Source organism: Mesorhizobium sp. ORM8.1 (assembly GCF_053005525.2).
Genome location: NZ_CM132600.1, coordinates 4,059,174 through 4,080,836 on the forward strand (window position 1 = coordinate 4,059,174; position 21,663 = coordinate 4,080,836).

The window sequence follows — 21,663 nt, forward strand, 5'->3', positions numbered from 1 at the left end:
GAGGTCCAGGTGCGGGTAGGGAACGCACGCTACCGGCTTGCGAAGGATCTGCCTTCGGCGATCCCTGTGTTCCCGCTTGCCGGCGCGCTGCTTTTGCCCGGCGGGCGCATGCCGCTCAACGTTTTCGAGCCGCGCTATCTGCAGATGATCGACGAGGTGATGGGCGGCTCGCGGCTGATCGGCATGATCCAGCCCAGCCTCGACGGCGCGTTGCGCGAAGATGGCGAGCCCGAGCTCTGCAGCGTCGGCTGCGCCGGCCGCATCATTTCGCTGGCCGAGACCGGCGACGGCCGCTACCTGATCTCGCTGCAGGGCGTGTGCCGGTTCCGCATCGGGCAGGAACTGACGGTCAAGACGCCGTTCCGGCAATGCCGGATGGCGCCCTTCCTCACCGATCTCGAAGAGGAGCAGGCCGGCGCGGATGTCGACCGTCCAGCGCTCTTGAAAGCGTTTCGTGCCTATCTGCAGGCCAACGAGCTCGAGGCCGACTGGGAGAGCGTCAGCCGTGCCGAAAACGGCATGCTGGTCAATGCGCTGTCGATGATGGCGCCTTATGGGCCCGCTGAAAAACAGGCGCTGCTGGAAGCGCCGGACCTCAAGGCACGAGCCGAGACGCTGATTGCGATCACCGAAATGACGCTGGCGCGCGAGAATGAGGATTTTGGGTCGAGCTTGCAGTAGGTGTATTGATATTCAGGCGAGACCGGCCTGCAAATGGCAGTTTCCTGCGCTTCCGGTGCTCACGTACGAAAAGTACGCTCCGCTCCGGTTCTAGGAATCCACCATTTTCGGCGCGGCCTGACCTGAATCTCAACACACCTGGCCACAGTTGGACAAAGGAGATGCGTGATGGTGGCGGATGGACGTGACGGGCGCAAGGCGACGGTCGACCCGAAGCTTCTGGAACTGCTCGCCTGTCCGCTGACCAAGGGACCGCTGACCTGGGACGCCGAGCGCGGCGAGTTGATTTCGCGGGTGGCGAAGCTCGCCTATCCGGTGCGCGACGGCATTCCGGTCATGCTGCCCTCGGAGGCGCGCGCAATCTCGGCCGAGGACATGCTGGCGCCGCCGCGCCCATAGCGTTCTTCGCGACATTTGCGGAATTGCGCTGAAGCAGGAGTGGCATGGCGCAGCCATCCACTGACGCTCGCAATTCAGCACAGGCCGGGCGATGCGAATATGAAGCTGATCACATGAATGTGATCAGCCCAGCTTACTGGAAATTGCGTCCCTTGGGCATGACCTGCCGCGCCTCGCTGGATAGCGTCGCAACATCTTGCTCGACAGGCAGGCCACGGCCCGGGTCGGCGGATCGATCGGGTCGCGTTTCGCCGGGCCGATGCTCGATGGTGGGCGCGGCTTCATGAAGGAGCACGCTCAGCCAGGGGGTCAAATCCTCTATCCTGTCGGCGACGATGTGGATGACATCGGATTCATGCTGCAATTTGCCGGTGACGCGGATGAAGCGCGCGCCCATCACCACCGAACGGAAGCGGTCGAAGACGCGTGGCCAGATGATGACATTGGCGATCGACTTTTCATCCTCGAGCGTGACGAATATGGCGTTGCCCTTGCCTGGACGCTGGCGCACCAGCACCAACCCGGCCACCGAAACCCGGCGGCCGTCGCGGACCGACGGCAGGTGGGCATTGGGGGTGATGCCGGCGCGGTCCAGCCGCTCGCGCAGGAAAGCGACGGGATGCTCCTTCAGCGACAGGCCGAGCGAGCGGTAGTCGTGCACGACATGCTCGCCGAGCGGCATTTTCGGCAGCTTGGTTTCCGGCTCCAGCTCGCGCAAGCGCAGCGAAGGCTGGTCGAACAGCGGCAGCTTTTCGGCGGCACTTTTGCCATCCAGCGCGCGTACTTCCCAGAGCGCGGCGCGGCGATCGAGGCCGATCGAGCGGAAGGCGTCTGCCTGCGCCAGCTTCTCGATCTCGCCGACATCGAGGCCTGAACGCAGCCAGACATCCCGGACCGAACGATAGCCGTCGCCGCGCCGGGCGACGACGGCTTCCATGCGCTCCTCGGACAGGCCCTTGATCTGGCGGAAGCCAAGGCGGACGGCATACGCCGTCGCGATGACGCTGCGCATCGAGGCATGACGTTCGAGGATGCGATGCTGATCGAAGGCGGTTTCCTCCAGCGTGCAGTCCCAGAGCGAATGATTGATGTCGACCTCGCGCACCTCGACGCCATGGTCGCGGGCGTCGCGGACGAGCTGGGCCGGCTGGTAGAAACCCATCGGCTGGGCATTCAGGATCGCGGCGCAGAAGACGTCCGGGTAAAAGGTCTTGAACCAGCAGGAGGCGTAGACCAGCAGCGCGAAGGATGCGGCATGGCTTTCGGGAAAACCATATTCGCCAAAACCCTCGATCTGCTTGAAGCAGCGCTCGGCAAAATCCTTCTCGTAGTTATTTTTGACCATCCCCTCGATCATGCGCTGGCGGTAATTGCCGATCGTGCCGGTGCGCTTGAAGGTCGCCATGGCGCGGCGCAGCTCGTCGGCCTCGCCCGGCCTGAAGCCGCCGGCGACAATGGCGATCTTCATCGCCTGTTCCTGGAACAGCGGCACGCCCAGCGTCTTGCCCAGAATCTTCTCCAGGTCCCGGCTGGGGTAATTGATCGCCTCCTTGCCCTGCCGGCGACGCAGATAGGGATGCACCATGTCGCCCTGGATCGGACCTGGCCGCACGATCGCGACCTCGATGACGAGGTCATAGAAGTTTGCCGGCTTGAGGCGCGGCAGCATCGACATCTGCGCCCGCGACTCGATCTGGAAGACGCCGAGCGTGTCGGCCCTTTGGATCATGGCGTAGACGCGCCTGTCCTCCTCCGGGAGGGTGGCGAGCACGTAAGGCCGACCGAACGGATCGCGCGCCTTCGGATAATGATGCGTGAGCAAGTGGAAAGCGCGCTTCAGGCAGGTCAGCATGCCGAGCGCCAGCACGTCGACCTTCAGGATCTTCACCGCGTCGAGATCGTCCTTATCCCATTCGACCATCTTGCGCTCCTCCATCGCCGTCTTGACGATGGGCACGACCTCGTCGAGCCGGTCGCGGGTGATGACGAAGCCGCCGACATGCTGGGAAAGATGGCGGGGAAAACCCATGATCTCGTTGGCGCGCTCCAGCACCTGGCGCGACAGCGGATCGGTGCGGTCGAGGCCGCCGGCATTGGCCTCTTTCTCGCCGAGCTCGGAGGTCGACCAGCCCCAGATGGCGCTCGACAGCGCGCTGCGGACGTCTTCCGACAGGCCCATGGCCTTGGCCACCTCGCGCAACGCCGAGCGGCCGCGATAGCTGATGACTGCGGCCGCAAGCGCGGTGCGCTTGGCGCTGTATTTGTCGTAGATGTAAGCGATGACCTCATCGCGCCGCTCATGCTCGAAGTCGACATCGATGTCCGGCGGCTCGTTGCGCTCCTCGGAAATGAAGCGCTCGAACAGCGTGTCGATACGTTCCGGTCCGACCTCGGTGATGCCGATGCAAAAGCAGATGATCGAATTGGCGGCCGAGCCGCGACCCTGGCAAAGGATGTCCTGGCTGCGGGCGAATTTGACGATGTCGTGGACGGTGAGGAAATAGCGCGCGTAGTTCAGGCGCTCGATCAAGGCGAGCTCGCTGTCGATCCGCTTCAGCACATCCTCGGGGATACCGGCCGGATAACGCCTCACGGCGCCTTCGCGCGCCAGGCGTTCGAGCTCGGCCTGTGGGCCGAGGCCGGATTCGGTCGGCTCGTCCGGATAATTGTATTCGAGATCGCTGAGCGAGAAACTCAGCTCGTCGGCAAAGCGTAGCGTCTGCGCCAGCGCCTCCGGGTGGCGGCGAAACAGGCGGGCCATCTCCAGCGGCGGCTTCAAATGACGCTCGGCATTCGCGGCCAGCTCCAGCCCGACGTCGGAAACCGGCGTGTTGAGGCGGATCGCGGTTAGCACATCCTGCAGCGGCCGGCGCTCGGCGGCATGGTAGAGCACGTCGTTGGTCGCCATCAGCGGGACACCGGCGCGCTCGGCCATCGCCGCCGCCTGCTCGATGCGGAAGCGGTCATTGCCGGCATAGTCCGGCGCCACGGCAAGACGAAGCGCCGCGCCGAAACGATCCTTGAGCCGGCTAATGAGCGACAGACTGCTTTCCGCGCCTGCCGACAGGTTGGGCAGGATCGCCAACGACATCCGATCACCCCATTCGAGGAGATCGTCGAGGTCAAGCAGCGTCGCGCCCTTCTCGGTCTCGTCGCGCAGATTGGCCTGGGTCAGCATGCGGCAGAGGTGCCCCCAGCCCTGGCGGTCGCGTGGATAGGCAAGGACATCCGGCGTGCCGTCGCCGAACACCAGGCGGCATCCAGGATGATAGGGCATCTTCTCGACCTTGGCCTGCTGCCAGGCGCGCACGACGCCGGCAACGGTGTTCCTGTCGGTGAGCCCGATCGCGGAAAAGCCGTGGAACTTGGCCGTCACCACCAGTTCCTCCGGCTTCGAGGCGCCGCGCAGGAAAGAAATTCGAACTGATGCCGAACTCGGCATAGGGGATGACGGTCAGGGCGTTCATGCGAACACTCCATGCATGAACCAGCGCGGCGCGGCTTGCGCGGCGCTATAAAGGCCCTGGCGGTAGAGCCAGTAGCGACGCCCCTCGCTGTCTTCGATGCGGTAATAGTCGCGGGTCGGCGCGTCTTCCTCGCCGGGCATCTGCCGCCACCATTCGGCGGCGATGCGTTCGGGGCCCTCGGCGCGGGCGACGCGATAGAGCGCGCGCCGCCAGCGGAAGTTCATCGGCGGGCCTTCGGGGATCTCGGTCGCCGGCACTTCGATCGGCTCGGGCGAGCGGAACAGGCGCACCGGCCGCTCCGGCGGATAGATGGTCATCGGCGGCGCCGCCCGATCGGACTGTCGCGCCGGCGCGCGCCGTTGCGGCGCCTCGAAAAAGGCACCGTGGTAACGGCACGCTCCGGCAGATGGCTTTCGACGACGATCGGTTTCAGCACGGCCGTCTCGCCCAAACGGGCGCGGATGCGGTCGGCGAACATTGCGATGTCGGCATCATCGTCGCTCGCTTCGCCGGCAAGGTCGCCCTGCAGCATGTCGAAGGCGGCGACCGACAGCACGGAAAGCCGCACGAGGTCGAAGCCGAAGCCGGCATCGATGGTCTGCTCAAGTGCTGCCAGCCGCTCGTGGAACAGTCTCTTGATCAGCTGTGGCTCGCGCATCGGGCGCGAGGTGCCGACGGCGATGCGGCTGACGGCGCCGTCGACCCGGAAGAGGAACAGGGCAAGCGCTCTTGCGCCCTCGCCGCGCCGTTCGAGGTCGCTCTTCAGGGCGGTGGCAAGCCGGCCCACCAGGCGCTCGATCTCGTCGGTGAGCACGATCGGTTCGGCAAGATGACGCTCGACCGACAGGGGCGCCACGGGCAGGCGCGGCGACACGGCCTCGTCGAGGCGGCCGAGCGCCTGGTCGAGGCGCAGAAGCAAAGTGGCGCCGAAGCGGCGGGCAAGCGGTGCGCGCGGGGCCGCCATCACCGCGCCGGCGGTGCGCAGGCCGACGCTTTCGAGGCTGACGCGTGTTTCCGGCGCGATGCGCAGCGCCGACAAAGGCAGCGGCGCCAGAAGCGCCTCCTCCTCGCCGCCGGCTACGATGCGGTCGCCGTAGAAGCGCGCCGCCGCCCAGGCGGCGCCCGGGGTCGAGGCGAGGCCGGCGCGGACATCGAAACCCTGCTGGAAGAAGCGGGTGAGAATTTCCTCCTGCATGGCGGGCTCGCCGCCGAACAGATGCGTGCAGCCGGTGACGTCGAGGAACAGCCCGTCTTCGCCGTCGATCGCCACCAGCGGCGTGTAGCGGTCGCACCAGTCGGCCAGGCCCTCGAGCAGGCGGCGGTCGGCTTCCGTGTCGGCTTCCACCACATCGATCGTGGGGTGCATGGCGCGCGCATCGGCAATGCCCATGCCGCGCTTCAATTTGAGCGCCTCAGCCCGCTCGTCGAGGGCTGCTATGCGCTGGGCGTTGCTGTCGCGATGGCTGATCACCAGTGGCAAATGATGCGACGGCCGGGAACGCCAGGACCGCCCCAGACGCTGCCGCAGGATCCGCTCCGCGGGCAGGTGCGGAAACCACAGCGACAGGATTCTTTGCCCGCTCTTTCTCGGCGCTTCTTTCTGCGAAAGCGTGCTCATTTGGGTTCCACTCCAGTGTGAATTGTCCAGGCAAGGCCGTGCGGCTCTTGCCAATAGCGACGGTGAAGGCCGGGCGGCCGATCGAGCCGGCGAGCGGCCCGGCGACCGTCTCGCGCTCTGCCGCCGGTGCGGCCGAAACGATGAGCCGCACCGGCGCTGCGGTGGGATCGGCCTCGCCGGCCTGGCGCAGCAAAAGCACGGGACGACCGGCATTCTGGGCGCGCGCGTGCAGCCGCCGCGTGGCGGTGAGGTCGAGCCGCTGCGGGCTGCCGCGGATCTCGAGGATGACGGCGGCGAAGGCCGTCATGCGGGCCGCCTCCTCGGCGATCCACAACGCGTCGAGCAGTTTCGGCGCCTCGGAAAACAGCAATTGCTCCGGGGCGATGCCGAAGAGGGCATGAAGCCCCCTGGCGTAAGGAAAGCCGGCCTCGTGGAAGATTTCGGCGGTGCCGATCCACAGCAGCGGCAGGCCCGGTTTTTCCTTGCGGATGAGGCTGGCGAGCGACAAGGCGAAACCGGCGACGGCTCCGGCATCGCGGGTCTCCAGGCCATGGATTTCGCTGAGCGCCGCCTTGGGCAGGCCGCCGCCAAGAGCGGTGTCGAGGCGTTCGATGCCGGTGTGCAGGAAGGCATCCTGCGCGGCCACTGCAAGACCGTGCCGGACGACAGTGAGGTCGCAGCCAACGGCATCGCCAGGCGCCGGCGCCTGCAGGCGCTCGGGCAGCGTTCCTTCGATCTTCGCGATCTGGCGGCGCAGGGCAAAAACAGTGTCCCGCGCCACGGCGCTCATCGCCATGACGTTCACTTCCGACAGCAATTGTTCCTGTTATGTTCCTATAGATTCCAGAGGTGATCCAAAGAGTCAAGCAGACTCAGAAGGAATTTATTCCTTGCGGGTTTATCCTTGGAGCAGGCCTGGCGTTGGTTCATTTGCCTCGACCCGTGCGAAAGCCTATATGCCGGGATCAAAGGAAATTTTATGGCCCGCATCTACAAGACACGCACCTGGCACGACCAGCTCTCGCCGTCGATCGACGAGCTGGAGCTGCTGGCGCTGGAGACCTACGCCCATCTGCCGGAAGAATTCCGCAAGCTCACCGGCGAGATCGTCATCCTGATCGCCGATTTCCCGACCGACGAGATCATGGACGACCTGTCGCTGGAGACGCCGTTCGACCTGCTCGGCCTGTTCGAGGGTCGCGGCATTGCCGAACGCTGGAATCCGCAGACCGGCGAAGGGCCTAACCGCGTCACGCTCTACCGCCGCGCCATACTCGACTACTGGGCCGAGAACGAGGAGACGCTGGGCGACATCGTCACCCATGTGCTGATCCACGAGATCGGCCACCATTTCGGCTTGTCGGACGACGACATGGAGCGGATCGAGGAGGCCGCGGAGCAGGCAGCGGCGAGCTGAGACTGCTGGAAATTCTACTCCGGCGGCCATCTGGCGGCGCTTTCTGCGCTTCCGGTGCTCACGGACCCAAACGTCCGCTCCGCTCCGGTTCTCGAAACCACCACCATATGACTCGCCGGAGCGAATTTCGAAGCAATCTCTATGCGTTTGCTCTACCAGTCGCTAAGCTTGGTATCGACGCTGTATTCCTGACCCTCAACGTCCTTCACAACCGCCTGGCCGCAGCGCATCGACCTGCTTTCCTGGTCGAAACCGTAGGTCGGTGAGCCAAACAGGTGCCAGCCCTTGTTCAGCGCCGCGGTCACCTTGTGGCAGAAGGTGGCGTCGTCAGGGCCGGTGAGGAAGCGGTAGAGTTTCATTGTCTTAATCCTTAACCCGCGCGTGCATCATGCGCCGATGATTGCGGCCTTCGCCAGAAGTTTCTCGGCCTCGGCCAGATGCAGCCGCTCGACCATGCGGCCGTCCATCGCGATCACACCCTTGCCGGCATTTTCGGGCCGCGCGAACGCATCCCTGATGGCGCGGGCTCGGTCAAGCGCTTGCGGCGAAGGCGCGAAGGCTCGGTTCGCCGGCTCGATCTGCGCGGGGTGGATCACCGACTTGCCGTCGAAACCCATGGCCGCGCCTTCAGCGCATTCGCGGGCAAAGGCATCGAGGTCGCGAAAATCATTGGCGACGCCGTCGATCACGTCGAGGCCGCCGGCGCGGGCGGCGAGCACGAGCTGCATCAGCCAGGGCATGAGATAGCGGCGGTCGGGCGTGACCAGCGTGCCGGTGGCTTTCGCCAGATCATTCGTTCCGGCAACGAAACAAGCGAGTCGTGAAGCCGGATCGCGCCCGAGCTCGGCGATAGCGCCGATGTTGAGCAGCGCCTTGGGCGTCTCGATCATCGCCCATAGCTTCACGCTGTCCGGCGCGAAATTGTCGTCGAGCACGTCGCCCGCCTCGAGGATGTCGCGCGGCGTCGCGACCTTGGGCAACAGGATGCCGTCGGCCCCGGCCTTGCTCGCGGCGAGAAGGTCGTCCGCGCCCCATTCCGTCGACAGCGCGTTGATGCGCACCAGCATCTCGCAGCGCCGTTTTGGCCGCGCGGCGAGGATGCCGGCGAGTTTGTCGCGGGCGGCCGCCTTGTCGGCGGGCAAGATGCCGTCCTCGAGGTCGATGATGACGGCATCGCAGGCCAAGGAGGCGATCTTGGCGAGCGCCTTGTCATTGGCGGCCGGCACGTAAAGCACCGAGCGGCGCGGGCGGTAGGGGTCAACGGTCATGGTCGATCTATGCCGGGTGAGATCGGGTGAGGCAAGTGCGCCAATTTCCGAGGCCGGCGCCGCCCCTCATTGCCCTGCCGGGCATTTCTCCCCGTAAACGGGGAGAAAGACGCTGTCCCTGCACCAAATCTGCAAATCATTGCTGAGAATCTCAGCCGATCCGCCGCGCGCTCACCGCGCCAGCGGGCGAAACCAGCCTCATGGAAACACATCGCAAATCCCGCTGGTCCCTGCCGCGCCGACTGCGCAACGAAGGCTGGTGGCTCGTCGAGCCGCAAAGACAGCACTTCACGGCGACGGTGCTGCCCTTCGCTCCCAGATCGCGGCCGGCATGTGGTGGCCGCACGGCAACAGCCAGGAAAGCGCGGCGATGACGATGACCATGCCGGCGCCGACGATGAACATATCGCTCACCCCAAGCTATTGCCGCCGCATCAGTGCCAGCGTGCTGCTGGTGGCGCTGGCCGATTTCCTTTTCTACGGCCAGCCCGTCGGCATCACCGTTTTCATCTTTGCCGTCGTGCTCGCCGCCGCCGTCGTCGCCATGCATCCGGCCGCGCTCAGCAACGCGCGGGTCTGGTTCAAGCCGCTGGCGCTGTTTGCCGCGCTGCTGCCGCTTGTCGACAATGTCAGCCCGCTGTCGGTGCTGGTCGCCATCGTGGCGTCGGCGGTGTTCGCCTTGTCGATCGCCGGGCGGCTGCGCGCCGGGTTGGCCCGCATCGCGAACCAGCTTTTCCTGTTCCTGCTCGCAGCACCCTTCCGCTTCGGGCGCGATTTCTTCCGCTGGCGCAAGGCCGCGCGCGAGCTCGGACAGCGGCGGTTCCGGCTCGCGGCCATTGTCGTCTGGGTGATGCCGCTGACGCTTGGCGTCGTCTTCCTCGCTTTGTTCGGCGCCGCCAATCCGATCATCGAACATTGGCTGTCGCTGATCGACCTTTATGCGCTGCTCGAACGAATCGAGGTGGCGAGGCTTGTCTTCTGGCTGCTTTTTCTAGCCGGCGTCTGGGCCTTCCTGCGCCCTCGCCTGCCGCGCTTCGTCTCCCGGTTCAGGCGTGTCCTGCGGGCTGCACCCGTAGGACCAGCAAAAACAGCCACCGAAGACATCCTGTTCGGCAAGGCCGCGATCCTGCGCGCGCTGATCGTCTTCAACGCGCTGTTTGCGCTGCAGACCGTGCTCGACGTTACCTATCTCTGGGGCGGCGTCGCCCTGCCCGACGGGCTGACCTATGCCGCCTATGCGCATCGCGGCGCTTATCCGCTGATCGTCACCGCGCTGCTTGCCGCCGGCTTCGTGCTGGCGGCGCTGAAACCCGGCAGCGCGACCTCCGCCGATCCGCTCATCCGCCGGCTAGTCTATCTCTGGGTGGCGCAGAACATCGTGCTGGTCGTCTCCTCGATGTTGCGGCTGGACCTGTATGTGGGCACGTATGCACTGACCTATCTGCGCATCGCCGCCTTCATCTGGATGGGGCTGGTGGCGGCGGGTCTGGCGCTCATCATCGCCCGCATCGCGCTGCGGAAATCCAGCGAATGGCTGCTTTCCGCCAATCTTCTGACGTTATCGGCGACGCTTTATGCCTGCTGTTTTATCAACTTCGCCGCGCTGATCGCCAACTTCAATGTCGACCATTCCTACGAAATGACTGGATCCGGCACCGCTCTCGATGCGGAGTATCTGCGCTCGTTCGGCGCTGTCGCCCTGCCGGCGCTGGACCGCTATTACATGCATCAAACAGGACATCCGACCACCTGGGTGGTCGACCTGCAGATGGCCGACGACTATATCGCCGAACAGAAGCAGTGGCGCGCCTGGAGCTTTCGCGGCTGGCGGTTGGCCAAGCTTCTCGACAAAAGAGGTCCGCTCGTGCTTCCTCCAGCACAGCAACGCTTGCAACCCGCCATACCCTCCACGCCGGACCGCTAGACCATGCCGCATCAGATCCTCGTCGCCGACGACGACCCGCATATCCGCGAGATCATCTGCTTCGCGCTGGAAAAGGCCGGCATGAAGACGGCTGCCGTGGCCGACGGCGCCGCCGCGCTGCAGGCGGTCGAGCGCCGCGCGCCCGATCTCATCGTGCTCGATATCGGCATGCCGGAGATGGACGGGCTGGAGGTCTGCCGGCGTCTCAGGCAGAAATCCGACGTGCCGGTGCTGTTCCTGTCCGCGCGCGATGAGGAGATCGACCGCATCCTCGGGCTCGAAATGGGCGGCGACGACTATGTGACGAAACCGTTCAGCCCGCGCGAGCTGGTCGCCCGCGTCAACGTCATTCTGCGCCGCGCGCGTCCGGCGCCGGTCGCGGAAGAAGACGACCAGCAATTCGCGCATGGCAAGCTGATGCTTGTCCCGGCCAGCCACGCAGCGCATTTCGAGGATAAGCCGCTTGTCCTGACAGCGATCGAATTCGCCATCCTCAAAGGTTTCCTTGCGCGCCCGCTGCATGTGCTTGGCCGCGACGCGGTGATGGCCAACGCCTATGCGTCCAACATCCACGTCTCCGAGCGCACGGTCGACAGCCATATCCGCAACCTGCGCGCCAAGCTGGCGGCGGTCGGCTGTCTCGATGCGGTCGAGACCGTGCACGGCGTCGGTTTCCGGCTCGGCCGATGCGGTGGTTGAGCAAGGAGCGATGGCGGCCGCGGCTTGCCACCATCGTCGTCGCCATCCTGATCGTGGTGATGGCGCTGCCGCTGGTCGGGCTGTTCTTCTTCCGGCTCTATGAGAACCAGCTGATCCGCCAGACCGAGGGCGAACTGATCGCGCAAGGCGCCGTCGTTGCCGCCGTCTATGCCGACGCGGTGCGCGCGGCTGGCATTGCGCCTGAACGCTTGGGGGCGCCGATCTCGGCGGATCCTTCAAGGGACAACAACTACCCCTACGAGCCGATCGAGCCGCAGCTCGATCTCGCCTCCGACACTGTCCTGCCATCGCGGCCAGCGGCGCTTCCCGCCACCGCCGATCCGGCCTTCGCCGCCATCGGCGCGCGGCTCGACCTTATCCTGGACGAGACGCAGAAAACGACGCTTGCCGGCTTCCGCCTGCTCGATCCGCATGGCGTGGTGATTGCCGGCGGCGGCGAAGTCGGCCAGTCCTTGGCCGAGGTCGAGGAGGTGCGCACCGCGCTTACCGGCGTCTATGCCAGCGAGCTCAGGCTACGCATCCCCGACCAGCCGACGCCACCGCTCTATTCCGTGAGCCGCGGCACCAAGGTGCGCGTCTTCGTCGCCCTGCCGGTTGAGATCGACGGCAGGGTTGCGGGTGTCGTGTACCTGTCGCGGACACCGAACAACATCGTCAAGCATCTCTATGGCGAGCGCGGCAAGGTGACCTTGGCGGCGATCGCCATCGTCGGCGGCACGTTGCTGATCGGGCTGGTGTTCATCCGCACCGTCAGCCGGCCGATCTACGCGCTGATCGATCGGACCAAGCGCATCGCCGCCGGCGATCGCGAGGCGATCAGGCCGCTCGCCCATCATGGCACGCGCGAAATGGCGGAGCTGTCGGCCGCGTTCCTCGACATGGCGACCAAGCTGCAGGCGCGCTCCGACAGCATCCAGACTTTTGCCACCCATGTCTCGCATGAATTGAAATCGCCGCTGACGGCGATCCAGGGCGCGGCCGAGCTGCTGCGCGATTCCGGCGGCGCCATGGACGAGGCCGAGCGGCGGCGCTTTTCCAACAACATCGTCACCGACGCCGGCCGGCTCAATCTCCTGGTGCGCCGGCTGCTCGACCTGGCGCGCGCCGAAAACCTGGCGCCGAGCGGCGAGAGCACGAGCCTCAATGCCGCGCTCACCTTGCTGCCGGTCGACACCAGGCTGGAGCTGCAAAAAGAGACCGGCGGCGAGATCGGCCTCGGCATCTCCGGCGAGAATCTCGGCATCGTGCTTGCCAACCTCATCGACAATTCGGCGCGGCATGGCGCGAAACGCGTCTCAATCGGCGCTGCGGGCGCCGGCGACAGGGTGGCGATCCATGTCGGCGACGACGGCGACGGCATCTCGGCCGCCAACCGCACCAAAATCTTCGAGCCGTTCTTCACCACAAGGCGCGAGACCGGCGGCACCGGCATGGGCCTCGGCATCGTGCTGGCCCTCCTGAAAGCGCATGATGGCACGATCAGGCTGGTTGACTCCGAGCGCGGCACGCGCTTCGAGATCAACCTGCCTGCATTGATTTGAGTGTGAGCCCAGCCTCGGGGTCATGCCCTGGAGCCGGAGAGCCAAAAGCGTGCGCTACGACATCGTCATCATCGGCGGAGCCATCGTCGGATCCTGCGTCGCCTATTACCTGCGCGAGGAGGGTTTTGGCGGCTCCATCGCGCTGATCGAGCGCGATCCGCAATTCTCCCATGCGGCGACGACCTTGTCCCTGGCCTCGATCCGCCAGCAATTCTCGATCCCTGAGAACATCCGGCTGTCGCAGTTCACGCTGAAGCTGTTCCGGCGGCTGAAGGAGACGTTCGGCACCGATGCCGATATCGGTTTTCGCGAGGGCGGCTATCTGATCCTCGCCGGCGAGGCCGGGCTGCCGATCCTCAAGGCCAATCACGAGACGCAGGTCGCCGAGGGCGCCGATATCCTGCTGGAGGACGCCGACCAGCTCGCCAAGCGCTTCGCCTGGATATCGACCGAAGGAATTTCGGCCGGCGCTTATGGCCGCACAGGCGAGGGCTGGTTCGACGCGCATGCGATGCTGACGCTGTTCCGCAAGGCGCTGCGCGACAAGAGGATCGACTTCATCACCGCTTCGGTCACCGGCATCGCGCGCCAGGACAGCCGCGTCACGGGCGTTTCCCTCGACAATGGCGAGACGCTGGAAGCCGGCGTCGTCGTCAACGCCGCCGGGCCGAACGCCGGCAAGGTCGCGGCTTTGGCCGGGCTGGCGCTGCCGGTCGAGCCGCGCAAGCGCAATGTCTTCGTCTTCGAGGCGCGCGACAAATTCGCCGACATGCCGCTGCTGGTCGATCCCTCCGGCATTTATGTGCGGCCGGAGGGCTCGGTCTACCTCACCGGCGGCGCCGAGCCGGAGGAGGGCGATCATGCACCCGATCCGAAGGATTTCGAGGTCAACTGGCCGCTGTTCGAGGAGGTCATCTGGCCGGTGCTCGCCACCCGCATCCCGGCCTTCGAAGCGATCAAGCCGACGCGCGCCTGGGTCGGCCATTACGACTACAACACGCTCGACCAGAACGCGGTGATCGGGCCGCATCCGGAGGTCGAAAATTTTCTGTTCGCCAACGGCTTTTCCGGCCACGGCCTGCAGCAGGCGCCGGCGGTCGGCAAGTCGATCGCCGAGCTCGTCGTGCATGGCGGTTACCGGACGGTGGACTGCACGGCGTTCGGGTACAGCCGTGTGGCGGAAGGCCGAGCGTTCCGGGAGCTGAATGTGATTTGAGGAGCGCCTTTTCCTTCTCCCCTTGCGGGAGAAGGTGGACGAGCGAAGCTCGGCCGGATGAGGGATGTTCCAGGGAACGCCAACGCCTCACTCCGCTGGCACACCCTCATCCGTCTCGGCGCAAAAGCGCCGATCCACCTTCCCCCACAAGGGGGAAGGAAAGGCGCTACGCCGCCCGCCTCCTTGCGCTAAAATATCCCTGCAGCCACCCAAGCACCCGCGCCCAGCCATCGGCATGCTCCGCGGCTGCATCCGCAAGGCCGGCGAAGCCGCCATGGCAGACGGTAAGCCGGGTGCCGCCAGCGGCCGGCTCCAACAGATAAGCAACCGTCGTTTCTTTGCGGCCGAGCGTCGGATGGTCCCAGTCATATCTGCGCGTTTGTACGATCCGGCGCGGCATCTCGATTTCGCGAAATTCTCCGCTGGCGGGCAGACGCCTGCCGTCGGCGGTTTCCACGATAACGCTCCAGCGGCCGCCGACGCCGACATCGGCGCTCCAGCCGGTCATCCGGTACGTGTCGGCTGAGCCCCACCAGCGCTCAAGTTCCTCGGTGACCAGCGCCGCGAAGACCTCATCCGGCGCGGCAGGAATTTCGGCCGAGGCCATGGCGGTTTCGCCATTGGCCATGGCTTGCGGCCAGGCGTGCCGGAGCATCATGGCAATCTCCCAAAGTTGTTTCGCTGTCGAAACGAGGCATTTTCTTTGATGCATGTCGTTGCCCCAGAACCGCTGCCCACTTCTGGGGCGACATGCATTAACCCTTGACGGCGGGCGCTCGAAACCTTTTCCGGTTTCAATCAGGCTCTTGAGGCTCGCCAGCACCAGCGGCCAGCCCTTGGCGACGTTCGCGATCAGCCGGTGCGGGCCATCGGCTTCGTGGGTGACGGTGAGTTTCGTCAATTCGCCATCCTGTTCGACGGCAAAGGTGCAGCGTGTGTAACCGTCCTCCTTTACTTCGGGCAGCCATTCGTTACGCCATTTGATGACGAGGCGTTTTGGCGGATCGATCTCCAGGATCTCGCCCGTATCGGCAATGCTGCCGTCCGGGAAAACCAGCTTCCAGCTGGAGCCAACCTTCCAGTCGCTCTCCTGATGGGAGCAGAGGAAGAATTGCCTGTTGAATTCCGGATCGGTCAATGCCGTCCAGAGTTTTTTGGGCGTTGTGCGGATGTAGGTGACATAGACGAAGCTGTTCTCGCTCACGGCTTTTCCCTTTCAAGGCGTTGCTTCAGGTCGCTGAGGGCGGCAAGCCGCCCTCGTTCGAACTTGCCGATCCAGCGCTCGGCGATCTCGTTGATCGGAACGGGGTTGAGGTAGTGCTCCTTCTCCCTGCCCTTGCGGATGGTGGTGACGAGGCTTGCCTCTTCGAGGATCGCCAGGTGCTTGGTCACCGCCTGGCGTGTCATGTCCATCCGTTCGCACAGCGCATTCAGCGTCTGCCCGTTCCTGGCATGGAGGCTGTCCAGCAGTTGCCGGCGAGTAGGGTCGGCCAAGGCGCGAAAGACAGCATCCATGCTCATAGCTCTAATATGCAACCATTTGGTTGCATGTCAAGTGGTGAGATATTCGCCGCCGCCTGTGGGGCGCGATGCGATCACGAAAAGGATGTCAGCGTTTGCGGCCGAACCAGAAGGCGTCGGTCATGCGCTTCATGCCGATGCGTTCATAGAAGCCGACGGCGTCGGGCATGGAAATCAGGCTGATGGCGACGTTCGGGCCGAGTTCGCGGCGCGCGGCGCCCATCAGGCCCTTGCCGATACCGAGCCCCTGCGCCGATTGGGACACGGCAAGGTCCGAAATATAGCAGACCCAGGCAAAGTCGGTGATGGCGCGGGCAACGCCGATCAGCGGCTTGCCTTCGATGTCGAGCCGCGCCGTCAGCACCAGATCGGCATTGGCAAGCATCGCCTTCAAACGCGCCGCGTCCTCGATAGGACGCACCTCGCCCAGCGTGGACTCGACCAGCACGCGGCGGAATTCGGCGACGTCGAGGTCGGGCTCGCTGGCATAGAGGATCTTTGAGGGCGCCGTCATGGTGGAAGGGTGCATGATCACCCGCCGTTTTGGAAGCGGCCGATGCCGATCTTGTGTGCGATGGCACAAGCACGAGCCGGAACAGCCGCCTTTTATTTGCCCGCACCTTTGTGTAAACCGGGCGAAAGCCACCCCCGCAACCCAAAGAAGACGGGCAAAAGCCATGGACAAGTTCACCAAGCTCACCGGCGTCGCCGCGCCGATGCCGATCATCAATGTCGACACCGACATGATCATCCCGAAGGATTATCTCAAGACGATCAAGCGCACCGGGCTTGGCACCGGCCTTTTCGCCGAGATGCGCTACAACGACGACGGCTCGGAAAACCCGGATTTCGTGCTCAACAAGCCGGCCTATCGCAAGGCGCAGATCCTGGTCGCCGGCGACAATTTCGGCTGCGGCTCGAGCCGCGAGCACGCGCCATGGGCGCTGCTCGATTTCGGCATCCGTTGCGTGATCTCGACCTCGTTCGCCGACATTTTCTACAACAACTGCTTCAAGAACGGCATCCTGCCGATCACCGTCAGCCCTGAAGATCTGGAAAAGCTGATGGACGACGCCTCGCGCGGCTCGAATGCGACGGTTTCGGTCGATCTCGAGGCCAAGGAGATCCGCGGGCCGGATGGCGGCGTGGTGACGTTCGACCTCGACGACTTCAAACGTCATTGCCTCTTGAACGGCCTCGACGACATCGGCCTCACCATGGAGAAGGCCGGCGAGATCGCTTCCTTCGAGAAGAAGAACGCCGAGCTGCGCCCCTGGGCCTGAGCGCCTGAAGCTCTAAGTTGATGAGCCCGGCCGCCAGCGGCCGGGTTCGTTGCGACTGAATGGAGGGACAGTCATGACACGCTCGCTTCTGGCCGGCGCTTGCGCGTTGGCGTGGGTTCTGATGCCGGTGGCCGGCGCGCATGCACAGACCGACAAGGTGCTCGTGCCGGCGGAGGATCCGTCCAGCGGCGCCGACCCGTCGAGCACCGCCAATGCGGCCCTGGCCGCCGATAACAGCCAAGCACCGATCCCCTTCGAGGGCGGCCAGCTCACCATCACGCAGCCAGAGCAAGACGGCGAGAAGGTGCTGTCCTATGACGGCAAGCAGCTGGCCAGCAACTACGACGTCTTTTTCGACAAGATCGTCAAGATCGGCGACGTCAATGTGGCGCTGGTCGATGTCGGCGATGGCGGCAACCAGTGCGGTCCGGCCAAGGTGATCGTGTGGAAGCCGCAAGGCGGCGAGATTCAGGCAACGACGGTCGAGCAGGATGAATGCGGCGCGCCGCCGGCCGCCATCTCCGAAGACGCCATCTATTTCGTGCCCTATCTGCTGCCCGGCGATTCCAAGCCGGCGCTGCAATGGTCGCCCAAGGAGGGACTGACGACCTCGGGCGAGCTTACCTACACGCCCGAACCCGGCACCGACTGGAAGGATGTCGATCCGTCGAAATACGACAACATCATCGATGCCTTCCACAACGAGGCCGTCTACAAGGCCGGCCAGGCGCTGCTCGGCAAGGACATGCCGGATATGGCGACCAGCCTGCTGGTCGGCGGCGGCACCGAAAAGACCGCGTCCGGCGCCTTCTACGCCACCGGCTGCGTGCCGCATGATTGCGGTGGCAATGACGGCTTCATGGCCGTCGACCCCGGCAAGCATGAGGTCTACTTCGCCCGCCGCGGCGACAATGGCGAGCCGCAAGCCTGGCCGCCGGTGAAGGACTGGCCCGCCGACATCAAGAAGGCGTATGACGACGCGCAGGGATCGGGGAATTAGCGTTTCCGCATGACGGGCCTCGCGACTTCGTCATCCACGGGCGGAGCGACGCGCAGCGGCGCGCAGACCCGAGGATCCATGCCGTGACGGTTGCCCTAGAGTGCATCCGAGCAGAATTCAGCACCGCTGGCGGCTGTTCGATGTAACGGCATGGATTCCAGGGTCTGCGCGCGTCGCTTCGCTCCTTGCTCCGCCCTGGAATGACGAAGTGAAAGAGGTTCCGGCCAATCTCCAATGTTGCGGTTGCCTAGGTGACAATAATCCGTTCGGCTTGGCCCACGACCGAGCCCACTTCTCCTGCTAAATGCATGCCGATCAACCCAAAAAGGCCGCTCATGCGCAAGCTCATCTCCACCGGTTCGCCCTTCGAAAAGACTGCCGGCTATTCTCGCGCCGTGGTGCAGGGCGATTGGTGTTTCGTATCCGGAACGACCGGCTACGACTATGCCACGATGACCATGCCGGGGACGGTCGAGGCGCAGACGCGCAACTGCCTCGCCACCATCGCAAAAGCCCTGGACGACGGCGGCTTCGAGATGGCCGACGTGGTGCGGGCGCATTATTATATCACCGACCAGGCCTATGTTGACGTGGTTTTCCCGATCCTCGGCGAGACGTTCGGCGACATCCGCCCGGCGGCGACGATGATCGTGTGCCAGCTCAACAAGCCGGAGATGAAGATCGAGATCGAGGTCACCGCTCTCAGGCGCTCGGCCTCGGGACGTTGAGGCCAAGGCCATGACGGTCAGGCGCATCGTAGCCAATATCGAGACAAAGAATGCGGCGGCGGCGAAACGCTTCTACCAGGACGTGCTTGGCCTCGACGTGCTGATGGATCAGGGCTGGATCGTCACCTGCGGTTCCGAGGAACGGATGCAGGTGCAGGTCAGCTTCATGGCGCAAGGCGGATCGGGCACGCCGGTGCCTGACCTGTCGATCGAAGTCGACGATGTCGACGCGGCGCTCGAAGGCTTGAAGGCTGCGGGCTTTGTCATCGAATACGGCCCGGCCGATGAGCCCTGGGGCGTGCGGCGCTTCGATGTGCGCGATCCCTTTGGCCGCCTGGTCAACATCCTCTCGCATCGGTGATTGCAGTCTCCAGTTCCTCGCCCCCACCTTTGGCGCCACCGCATGCACACATTTCCAAGCGGCTGGTCTTTGGCGATAGCGTGCATGGCAGGTTGGCGCATGCTTTGTCTAACGCTGCGCTGGTCGACCCCCACTCCGTCTCGGCTTCGCCGAGCCACCTCTCCCCGATCGACGGGGTAGAGGAAAAGCGCCAAGCTTTTTGCCGTCGACGCTCGTCCAGTAACGCTCCCTTCCTTTCCCTCCGGAGGGGAAGGTGGCGCTGCGAAGCAGCGACGGATTGGGGGAACCACATGGCAATCAAGCCTCGGGCCGATCAGTCACGCCAATTACAGAAGACGTGTGCTGAGCGTAGGCCTTTGGCGGGGAGAGCAACCCAAGACCTGCAAGGTCCGAGAGCGTCACAGCATTGCCCAGCCCCTTGCGCCGCAAGCGCTTGGCGTTTAGCAAGGCCGCGGTTTCTCCAAACAAGTATCGGGACGGTTCTCCATGGCTTCGAAACATCTCTTCCTGCTCGCCGGCGACGGCATCGGCCCCGAGGCCATGGCCGAGGTCAAGAAGCTGATCGCTGCCATGAACGCCAAGCTCGGCAGTGGCTTTGCCACGGATGAAGGGCTGGTCGGCGGCTGCGCCTATGACGCGCATGGCGCGGCGATCTCGGATGCCGACATGGAAAAGGCTGTTGCCGCCGATGCGGTGCTGTTCGGCGCCGTCGGCGGGCCGAAATGGGACAAGGTGCCTTACGAGGTGCGCCCCGAAGCCGGCCTGCTGCGGCTGCGCAAGGACATGGAGCTGTTCGCCAATCTGCGCCCGGCGATCTGCTATCCGGCGCTGGCGGCATCGTCCTCGCTCAAGCAAGATGTGGTCGAAGGGCTCGACATATTGATCGTGCGCGAGCTCACCGGCGGCGTCTATTTCGGCGAGCCGAAGCAGATCATCGATCTCGGCAACGGCCAGAAGCGCGGCATCGACACGCAGGTCTACGACACGTTCGAGATCGAGCGCATTTCGGGCGTCGCCTTCGAACTGGCGCGGACGCGCAAGAACCATGTCACCTCGATGGAAAAGCGCAACGTCATGAAGTCGGGCGTGCTGTGGAACGAGGTCGTGACCCAGACCCACAACGCGCGCTACTCGGACGTCAAGCTCGACCATATGCTGGCGGACGCCGGCGGCATGCAGCTGGTGCGCTGGCCAAAACAGTTCGACGTCATCGTCACCGACAATCTGTTCGGCGACATGCTCTCGGATATCGCCGCCATGCTCACCGGCTCGATCGGCATGCTGCCGTCCGCCTCGCTCGGCGCGCCGGACGTGAAGACCAAGAAGCGCAAGGCGCTCTATGAGCCGGTGCACGGCTCGGCGCCCGACATCGCCGGCCAAGGCATCGCCAACCCGATCGCCATGATCGCGTCCTTCGCCATGTGCCTGCGCTACTCCTTCGGCATGGTGGCCGAGGCTGACAAGCTCGAAGCGGCAGTCGCCGCCGTGCTCGACGACGGCCTGCGCACCAAGGACATCTTCTCGGCCGGCATGAAGGAAGTCGGTACCACCGAGATGGGCGACGCCATCATCGCCAAATTCCTGGCTTAACGGCCTCAGCGAACCTCGCCGGCCAGCGACTGTAGCAGGCCGACGAGTTGCGCCTCATCGACCGGCTCGAAAAAGGCGGCGTCCGCCGCTTCGACCGCAACGATGGCGCGCTGCACCGCAGCCGTCCCGGCCGCTGTGATGCGGGTCACCTTGGCGCGGGTGTCGCGCGGATCGGTCTCCCGCGCGATCAGCCCTTTCGCCTCGAGCCTGGCGACGACGTCCGAAGTCATCTTGACCTCGGTGCCGGCCTGGGCGGCGAGCTGCACCTGGTTGGGCGGCTCGCCATTGCGGCCGAGCCACATCGCCGAGGCCAGCAGCACGAACTGAACATGCGTCAGGTCGAGCGGCGCCAAAGCCGCCGTCATGACACGCTGCCAGCGCATGGTGGTTCGCCACAACAGCAATCCGGGGCTCTCCGAAGGTCCGCGCTTGAAGCGGGTGTTCAGCTCGTCAGCCACCGTTCGCAAACTCCTTTGCCTGCTCGAACAATTTTGCCATCGAGACGTCGAAATCGCCGCTGATCTGCGGCCCGAGCTCGGGTCCGACCTCGGCAGCCGAAGGGCCGGAAATTTCCAGACGATGCGTCACCTGCGTGCCGCCCTCGACCGGCACCAGCGTATGCCGGAACAGCAGTTTCGTATCGCCGAACGAGGTCTCGTCAGCATAGGTGACGTTATCGACAAGGTCGACGATGGTCGATTCGAACGTGTCCTGCTCGACCGGCGTCACCGAGACGCGGGTGCCCTTGGCGAAGGGGCCATGCAGCACGAAGGTGTCTGACCCCTCATAGGTGAGACGGCCTTCATGCAATGCCTTAAGCGCATTCCAGATGGCTTGCGCGGGAAGAGACGAAATTGCGGTGTATTCGTTGGTCCACATTGTCTCGGCTCCGTCCTTGCTCGATCAACCATTTGATCTGTGCGCAGACT

General features: G+C 64.7%; 20 protein-coding genes and 3 pseudogenes. 12 read left to right on the plus strand and 11 right to left on the minus strand.

Annotation, left to right across the window (positions count from 1 at the left end; all coding sequences use genetic code 11):
- The first annotated feature begins 9 nt into the window (after positions 1 to 9).
- Complete coding sequence (locus ACVDG8_RS20370; RefSeq protein WP_447256294.1) at positions 10 to 681, plus strand: LON peptidase substrate-binding domain-containing protein; 672 nt, start codon at positions 10 to 12, stop codon at positions 679 to 681.
- Between the two features lie 168 nt (positions 682 to 849).
- Positions 850 to 1,080, plus strand: coding sequence for a Trm112 family protein (locus tag ACVDG8_RS20375; RefSeq protein WP_447256295.1), 231 nt, complete (start codon positions 850 to 852; stop codon positions 1,078 to 1,080).
- 133 nt (positions 1,081 to 1,213) lie between these two features.
- Here ACVDG8_RS20375 and ACVDG8_RS20380 read toward each other — a convergent pair.
- The 3 genes and pseudogenes from ACVDG8_RS20380 to ACVDG8_RS20390 form a co-directional block, all read right to left on the minus strand.
- Positions 1,214 to 4,547, minus strand: a pseudogene (locus ACVDG8_RS20380) (error-prone DNA polymerase).
- A pseudogene (locus ACVDG8_RS20385) lies at positions 4,544 to 6,018 on the minus strand (DUF6504 family protein). The pseudogenes ACVDG8_RS20380 and ACVDG8_RS20385 overlap by 4 nt, the downstream one beginning before the upstream one ends.
- Positions 5,960 to 6,961 carry an ImuA family protein gene (locus tag ACVDG8_RS20390; RefSeq protein ID WP_447256298.1) on the minus strand — a complete coding sequence of 334 codons (1,002 nt, stop codon included), beginning with the start codon at positions 6,959 to 6,961 and terminating at the stop codon, positions 5,960 to 5,962. The pseudogene ACVDG8_RS20385 and the gene ACVDG8_RS20390 overlap by 59 nt, the downstream one beginning before the upstream one ends.
- Before the next feature lie 183 nt (positions 6,962 to 7,144).
- On the opposite strand from ACVDG8_RS20390, the gene ACVDG8_RS20395 reads away from it, so the two are divergent.
- Positions 7,145 to 7,582 carry a metallopeptidase family protein gene (locus tag ACVDG8_RS20395; protein WP_447256299.1) on the plus strand — a complete coding sequence of 146 codons (438 nt, stop codon included), beginning with the start codon at positions 7,145 to 7,147 and terminating at the stop codon, positions 7,580 to 7,582.
- Positions 7,583 to 7,734: 152 nt separating this feature from the next.
- Here ACVDG8_RS20395 and ACVDG8_RS20400 read toward each other — a convergent pair whose 3' ends face one another.
- Positions 7,735 to 7,941 (minus strand): DUF1737 domain-containing protein, encoded by a 207-nt coding sequence (locus ACVDG8_RS20400; protein ID WP_447256300.1) that lies wholly within the window; start codon positions 7,939 to 7,941, stop codon positions 7,735 to 7,737.
- A 27-nt stretch (positions 7,942 to 7,968) separates the two neighbouring features.
- Positions 7,969 to 8,850 (minus strand): HpcH/HpaI aldolase/citrate lyase family protein, encoded by an 882-nt coding sequence (locus ACVDG8_RS20405; RefSeq protein ID WP_447256301.1) that lies wholly within the window; start codon positions 8,848 to 8,850, stop codon positions 7,969 to 7,971.
- Positions 8,851 to 9,247: 397 nt separating this feature from the next.
- On the opposite strand from ACVDG8_RS20405, the gene ACVDG8_RS20410 reads away from it, so the two are divergent.
- The 4 genes from ACVDG8_RS20410 to ACVDG8_RS20425 are packed head-to-tail and all read left to right on the plus strand — an operon-like array spanning position 9,248 to position 14,251.
- Entirely contained in the window at positions 9,248 to 10,774 is a 1,527-nt protein-coding gene (locus ACVDG8_RS20410; protein ID WP_447257394.1) for a DUF4153 domain-containing protein, read from the plus strand.
- A gap of 3 nt (positions 10,775 to 10,777) precedes the next feature.
- Positions 10,778 to 11,473, plus strand: a complete 696-nt coding sequence (locus tag ACVDG8_RS20415; protein WP_447256302.1) for a response regulator — start codon at positions 10,778 to 10,780, stop codon at positions 11,471 to 11,473.
- 59 nt (positions 11,474 to 11,532) lie between these two features.
- Positions 11,533 to 13,035: an ATP-binding protein gene (locus tag ACVDG8_RS20420; protein ID WP_447257395.1), complete on the plus strand. Its 1,503-nt coding sequence runs from the start codon at positions 11,533 to 11,535 to the stop codon at positions 13,033 to 13,035.
- A 49-nt stretch (positions 13,036 to 13,084) separates the two neighbouring features.
- Positions 13,085 to 14,251 carry an NAD(P)/FAD-dependent oxidoreductase gene (locus ACVDG8_RS20425; RefSeq protein ID WP_447256303.1) on the plus strand — a complete coding sequence of 389 codons (1,167 nt, stop codon included), beginning with the start codon at positions 13,085 to 13,087 and terminating at the stop codon, positions 14,249 to 14,251.
- Between the two features lie 166 nt (positions 14,252 to 14,417).
- Here ACVDG8_RS20425 and ACVDG8_RS20430 read toward each other — a convergent pair whose 3' ends face one another.
- From ACVDG8_RS20430 to ACVDG8_RS20445, 4 genes and pseudogenes are all read right to left on the minus strand, one after another.
- Positions 14,418 to 14,963, minus strand: a complete 546-nt coding sequence (locus tag ACVDG8_RS20430) for an SRPBCC family protein (RefSeq protein WP_455707850.1) — start codon at positions 14,961 to 14,963, stop codon at positions 14,418 to 14,420.
- A 48-nt stretch (positions 14,964 to 15,011) separates the two neighbouring features.
- Positions 15,012 to 15,455, minus strand: a pseudogene (locus ACVDG8_RS20435) (SRPBCC family protein); the annotation flags it as partial.
- On the minus strand, positions 15,452 to 15,766 hold the full coding sequence (locus ACVDG8_RS20440) for an ArsR/SmtB family transcription factor (protein ID WP_447256306.1): 315 nt from the start codon (positions 15,764 to 15,766) through the stop codon (positions 15,452 to 15,454). The gene ACVDG8_RS20440 and the pseudogene ACVDG8_RS20435, both read right to left, overlap by 4 nt.
- A 94-nt stretch (positions 15,767 to 15,860) precedes the next feature.
- Entirely contained in the window at positions 15,861 to 16,286 is a 426-nt protein-coding gene (locus ACVDG8_RS20445; protein WP_447256307.1) for a GNAT family N-acetyltransferase, read from the minus strand.
- 163 nt (positions 16,287 to 16,449) lie between these two features.
- Here ACVDG8_RS20445 and leuD point away from each other — a divergent pair, with 163 nt between their 5' ends.
- From leuD to leuB, 5 genes are all read left to right on the plus strand, one after another.
- Entirely contained in the window at positions 16,450 to 17,055 is a 606-nt protein-coding gene (gene leuD / locus ACVDG8_RS20450) for a 3-isopropylmalate dehydratase small subunit (RefSeq protein ID WP_447256308.1), read from the plus strand.
- Between the two features lie 73 nt (positions 17,056 to 17,128).
- A complete protein-coding gene (locus ACVDG8_RS20455; RefSeq protein ID WP_447256309.1) occupies positions 17,129 to 18,055 on the plus strand; it encodes a hypothetical protein in 927 nt (308 codons plus the stop codon).
- 335 nt (positions 18,056 to 18,390) lie between these two features.
- Positions 18,391 to 18,783, plus strand: a complete 393-nt coding sequence (locus ACVDG8_RS20460) for a RidA family protein (protein ID WP_447256310.1) — start codon at positions 18,391 to 18,393, stop codon at positions 18,781 to 18,783.
- Between the two features lie 10 nt (positions 18,784 to 18,793).
- Complete coding sequence (locus tag ACVDG8_RS20465; protein ID WP_447256311.1) at positions 18,794 to 19,144, plus strand: VOC family protein; 351 nt, start codon at positions 18,794 to 18,796, stop codon at positions 19,142 to 19,144.
- 486 nt (positions 19,145 to 19,630) lie between these two features.
- The gene (gene leuB, locus ACVDG8_RS20470; protein ID WP_447256312.1) at positions 19,631 to 20,734 is read left to right on the plus strand and encodes a 3-isopropylmalate dehydrogenase; all 1,104 of its coding nucleotides are present in this window, start codon (positions 19,631 to 19,633) and stop codon (positions 20,732 to 20,734) included.
- A gap of 5 nt (positions 20,735 to 20,739) precedes the next feature.
- Here leuB and ACVDG8_RS20475 read toward each other — a convergent pair whose 3' ends face one another.
- Positions 20,740 to 21,192: a MarR family winged helix-turn-helix transcriptional regulator gene (locus ACVDG8_RS20475; RefSeq protein ID WP_447256313.1), complete on the minus strand. Its 453-nt coding sequence runs from the start codon at positions 21,190 to 21,192 to the stop codon at positions 20,740 to 20,742.
- Positions 21,185 to 21,613, minus strand: a complete 429-nt coding sequence (locus ACVDG8_RS20480) for a polyketide cyclase (protein WP_447256314.1) — start codon at positions 21,611 to 21,613, stop codon at positions 21,185 to 21,187. Before ACVDG8_RS20480 ends, ACVDG8_RS20475 begins: the two co-directional genes overlap by 8 nt.
- Positions 21,614 to 21,663 lie beyond the last annotated feature (50 nt).

Bases quoted from the DNA above. Each gene is read 5' to 3' on its own strand.
- leuD (WP_447256308.1), top strand. From the start codon at position 16,450: ATGGACAAGTTCACCAAGCTCACCGGCGTCGCCGCGCCGATGCCGATC.
- ACVDG8_RS20395 (WP_447256299.1), top strand. From the start codon at position 7,145: ATGGCCCGCATCTACAAGACACGCACCTGGCACGACCAGCTCTCGCCG.
- ACVDG8_RS20420 (WP_447257395.1), top strand. From the start codon at position 11,533: ATGGCGCTGCCGCTGGTCGGGCTGTTCTTCTTCCGGCTCTATGAGAAC.
- ACVDG8_RS20410 (WP_447257394.1), top strand. From the start codon at position 9,248: ATGAACATATCGCTCACCCCAAGCTATTGCCGCCGCATCAGTGCCAGC.
- ACVDG8_RS20375 (WP_447256295.1), top strand. From the start codon at position 850: ATGGTGGCGGATGGACGTGACGGGCGCAAGGCGACGGTCGACCCGAAG.
- leuB (WP_447256312.1), top strand. From the start codon at position 19,631: ATGGCTTCGAAACATCTCTTCCTGCTCGCCGGCGACGGCATCGGCCCC.
- ACVDG8_RS20440 (WP_447256306.1), bottom strand. From the start codon at position 15,766: ATGGATGCTGTCTTTCGCGCCTTGGCCGACCCTACTCGCCGGCAACTG.
- ACVDG8_RS20405 (WP_447256301.1), bottom strand. From the start codon at position 8,850: ATGACCGTTGACCCCTACCGCCCGCGCCGCTCGGTGCTTTACGTGCCG.
- ACVDG8_RS20460 (WP_447256310.1), top strand. From the start codon at position 18,391: ATGCGCAAGCTCATCTCCACCGGTTCGCCCTTCGAAAAGACTGCCGGC.
- ACVDG8_RS20400 (WP_447256300.1), bottom strand. From the start codon at position 7,941: ATGAAACTCTACCGCTTCCTCACCGGCCCTGACGACGCCACCTTCTGC.
- ACVDG8_RS20415 (WP_447256302.1), top strand. From the start codon at position 10,778: ATGCCGCATCAGATCCTCGTCGCCGACGACGACCCGCATATCCGCGAG.
- ACVDG8_RS20445 (WP_447256307.1), bottom strand. From the start codon at position 16,286: ATGACGGCGCCCTCAAAGATCCTCTATGCCAGCGAGCCCGACCTCGAC.
- ACVDG8_RS20465 (WP_447256311.1), top strand. From the start codon at position 18,794: ATGACGGTCAGGCGCATCGTAGCCAATATCGAGACAAAGAATGCGGCG.
- ACVDG8_RS20430 (WP_455707850.1), bottom strand. From the start codon at position 14,963: ATGCATCAAAGAAAATGCCTCGTTTCGACAGCGAAACAACTTTGGGAG.
- ACVDG8_RS20480 (WP_447256314.1), bottom strand. From the start codon at position 21,613: ATGTGGACCAACGAATACACCGCAATTTCGTCTCTTCCCGCGCAAGCC.
- ACVDG8_RS20390 (WP_447256298.1), bottom strand. From the start codon at position 6,961: ATGGCGATGAGCGCCGTGGCGCGGGACACTGTTTTTGCCCTGCGCCGC.
- ACVDG8_RS20455 (WP_447256309.1), top strand. From the start codon at position 17,129: ATGACACGCTCGCTTCTGGCCGGCGCTTGCGCGTTGGCGTGGGTTCTG.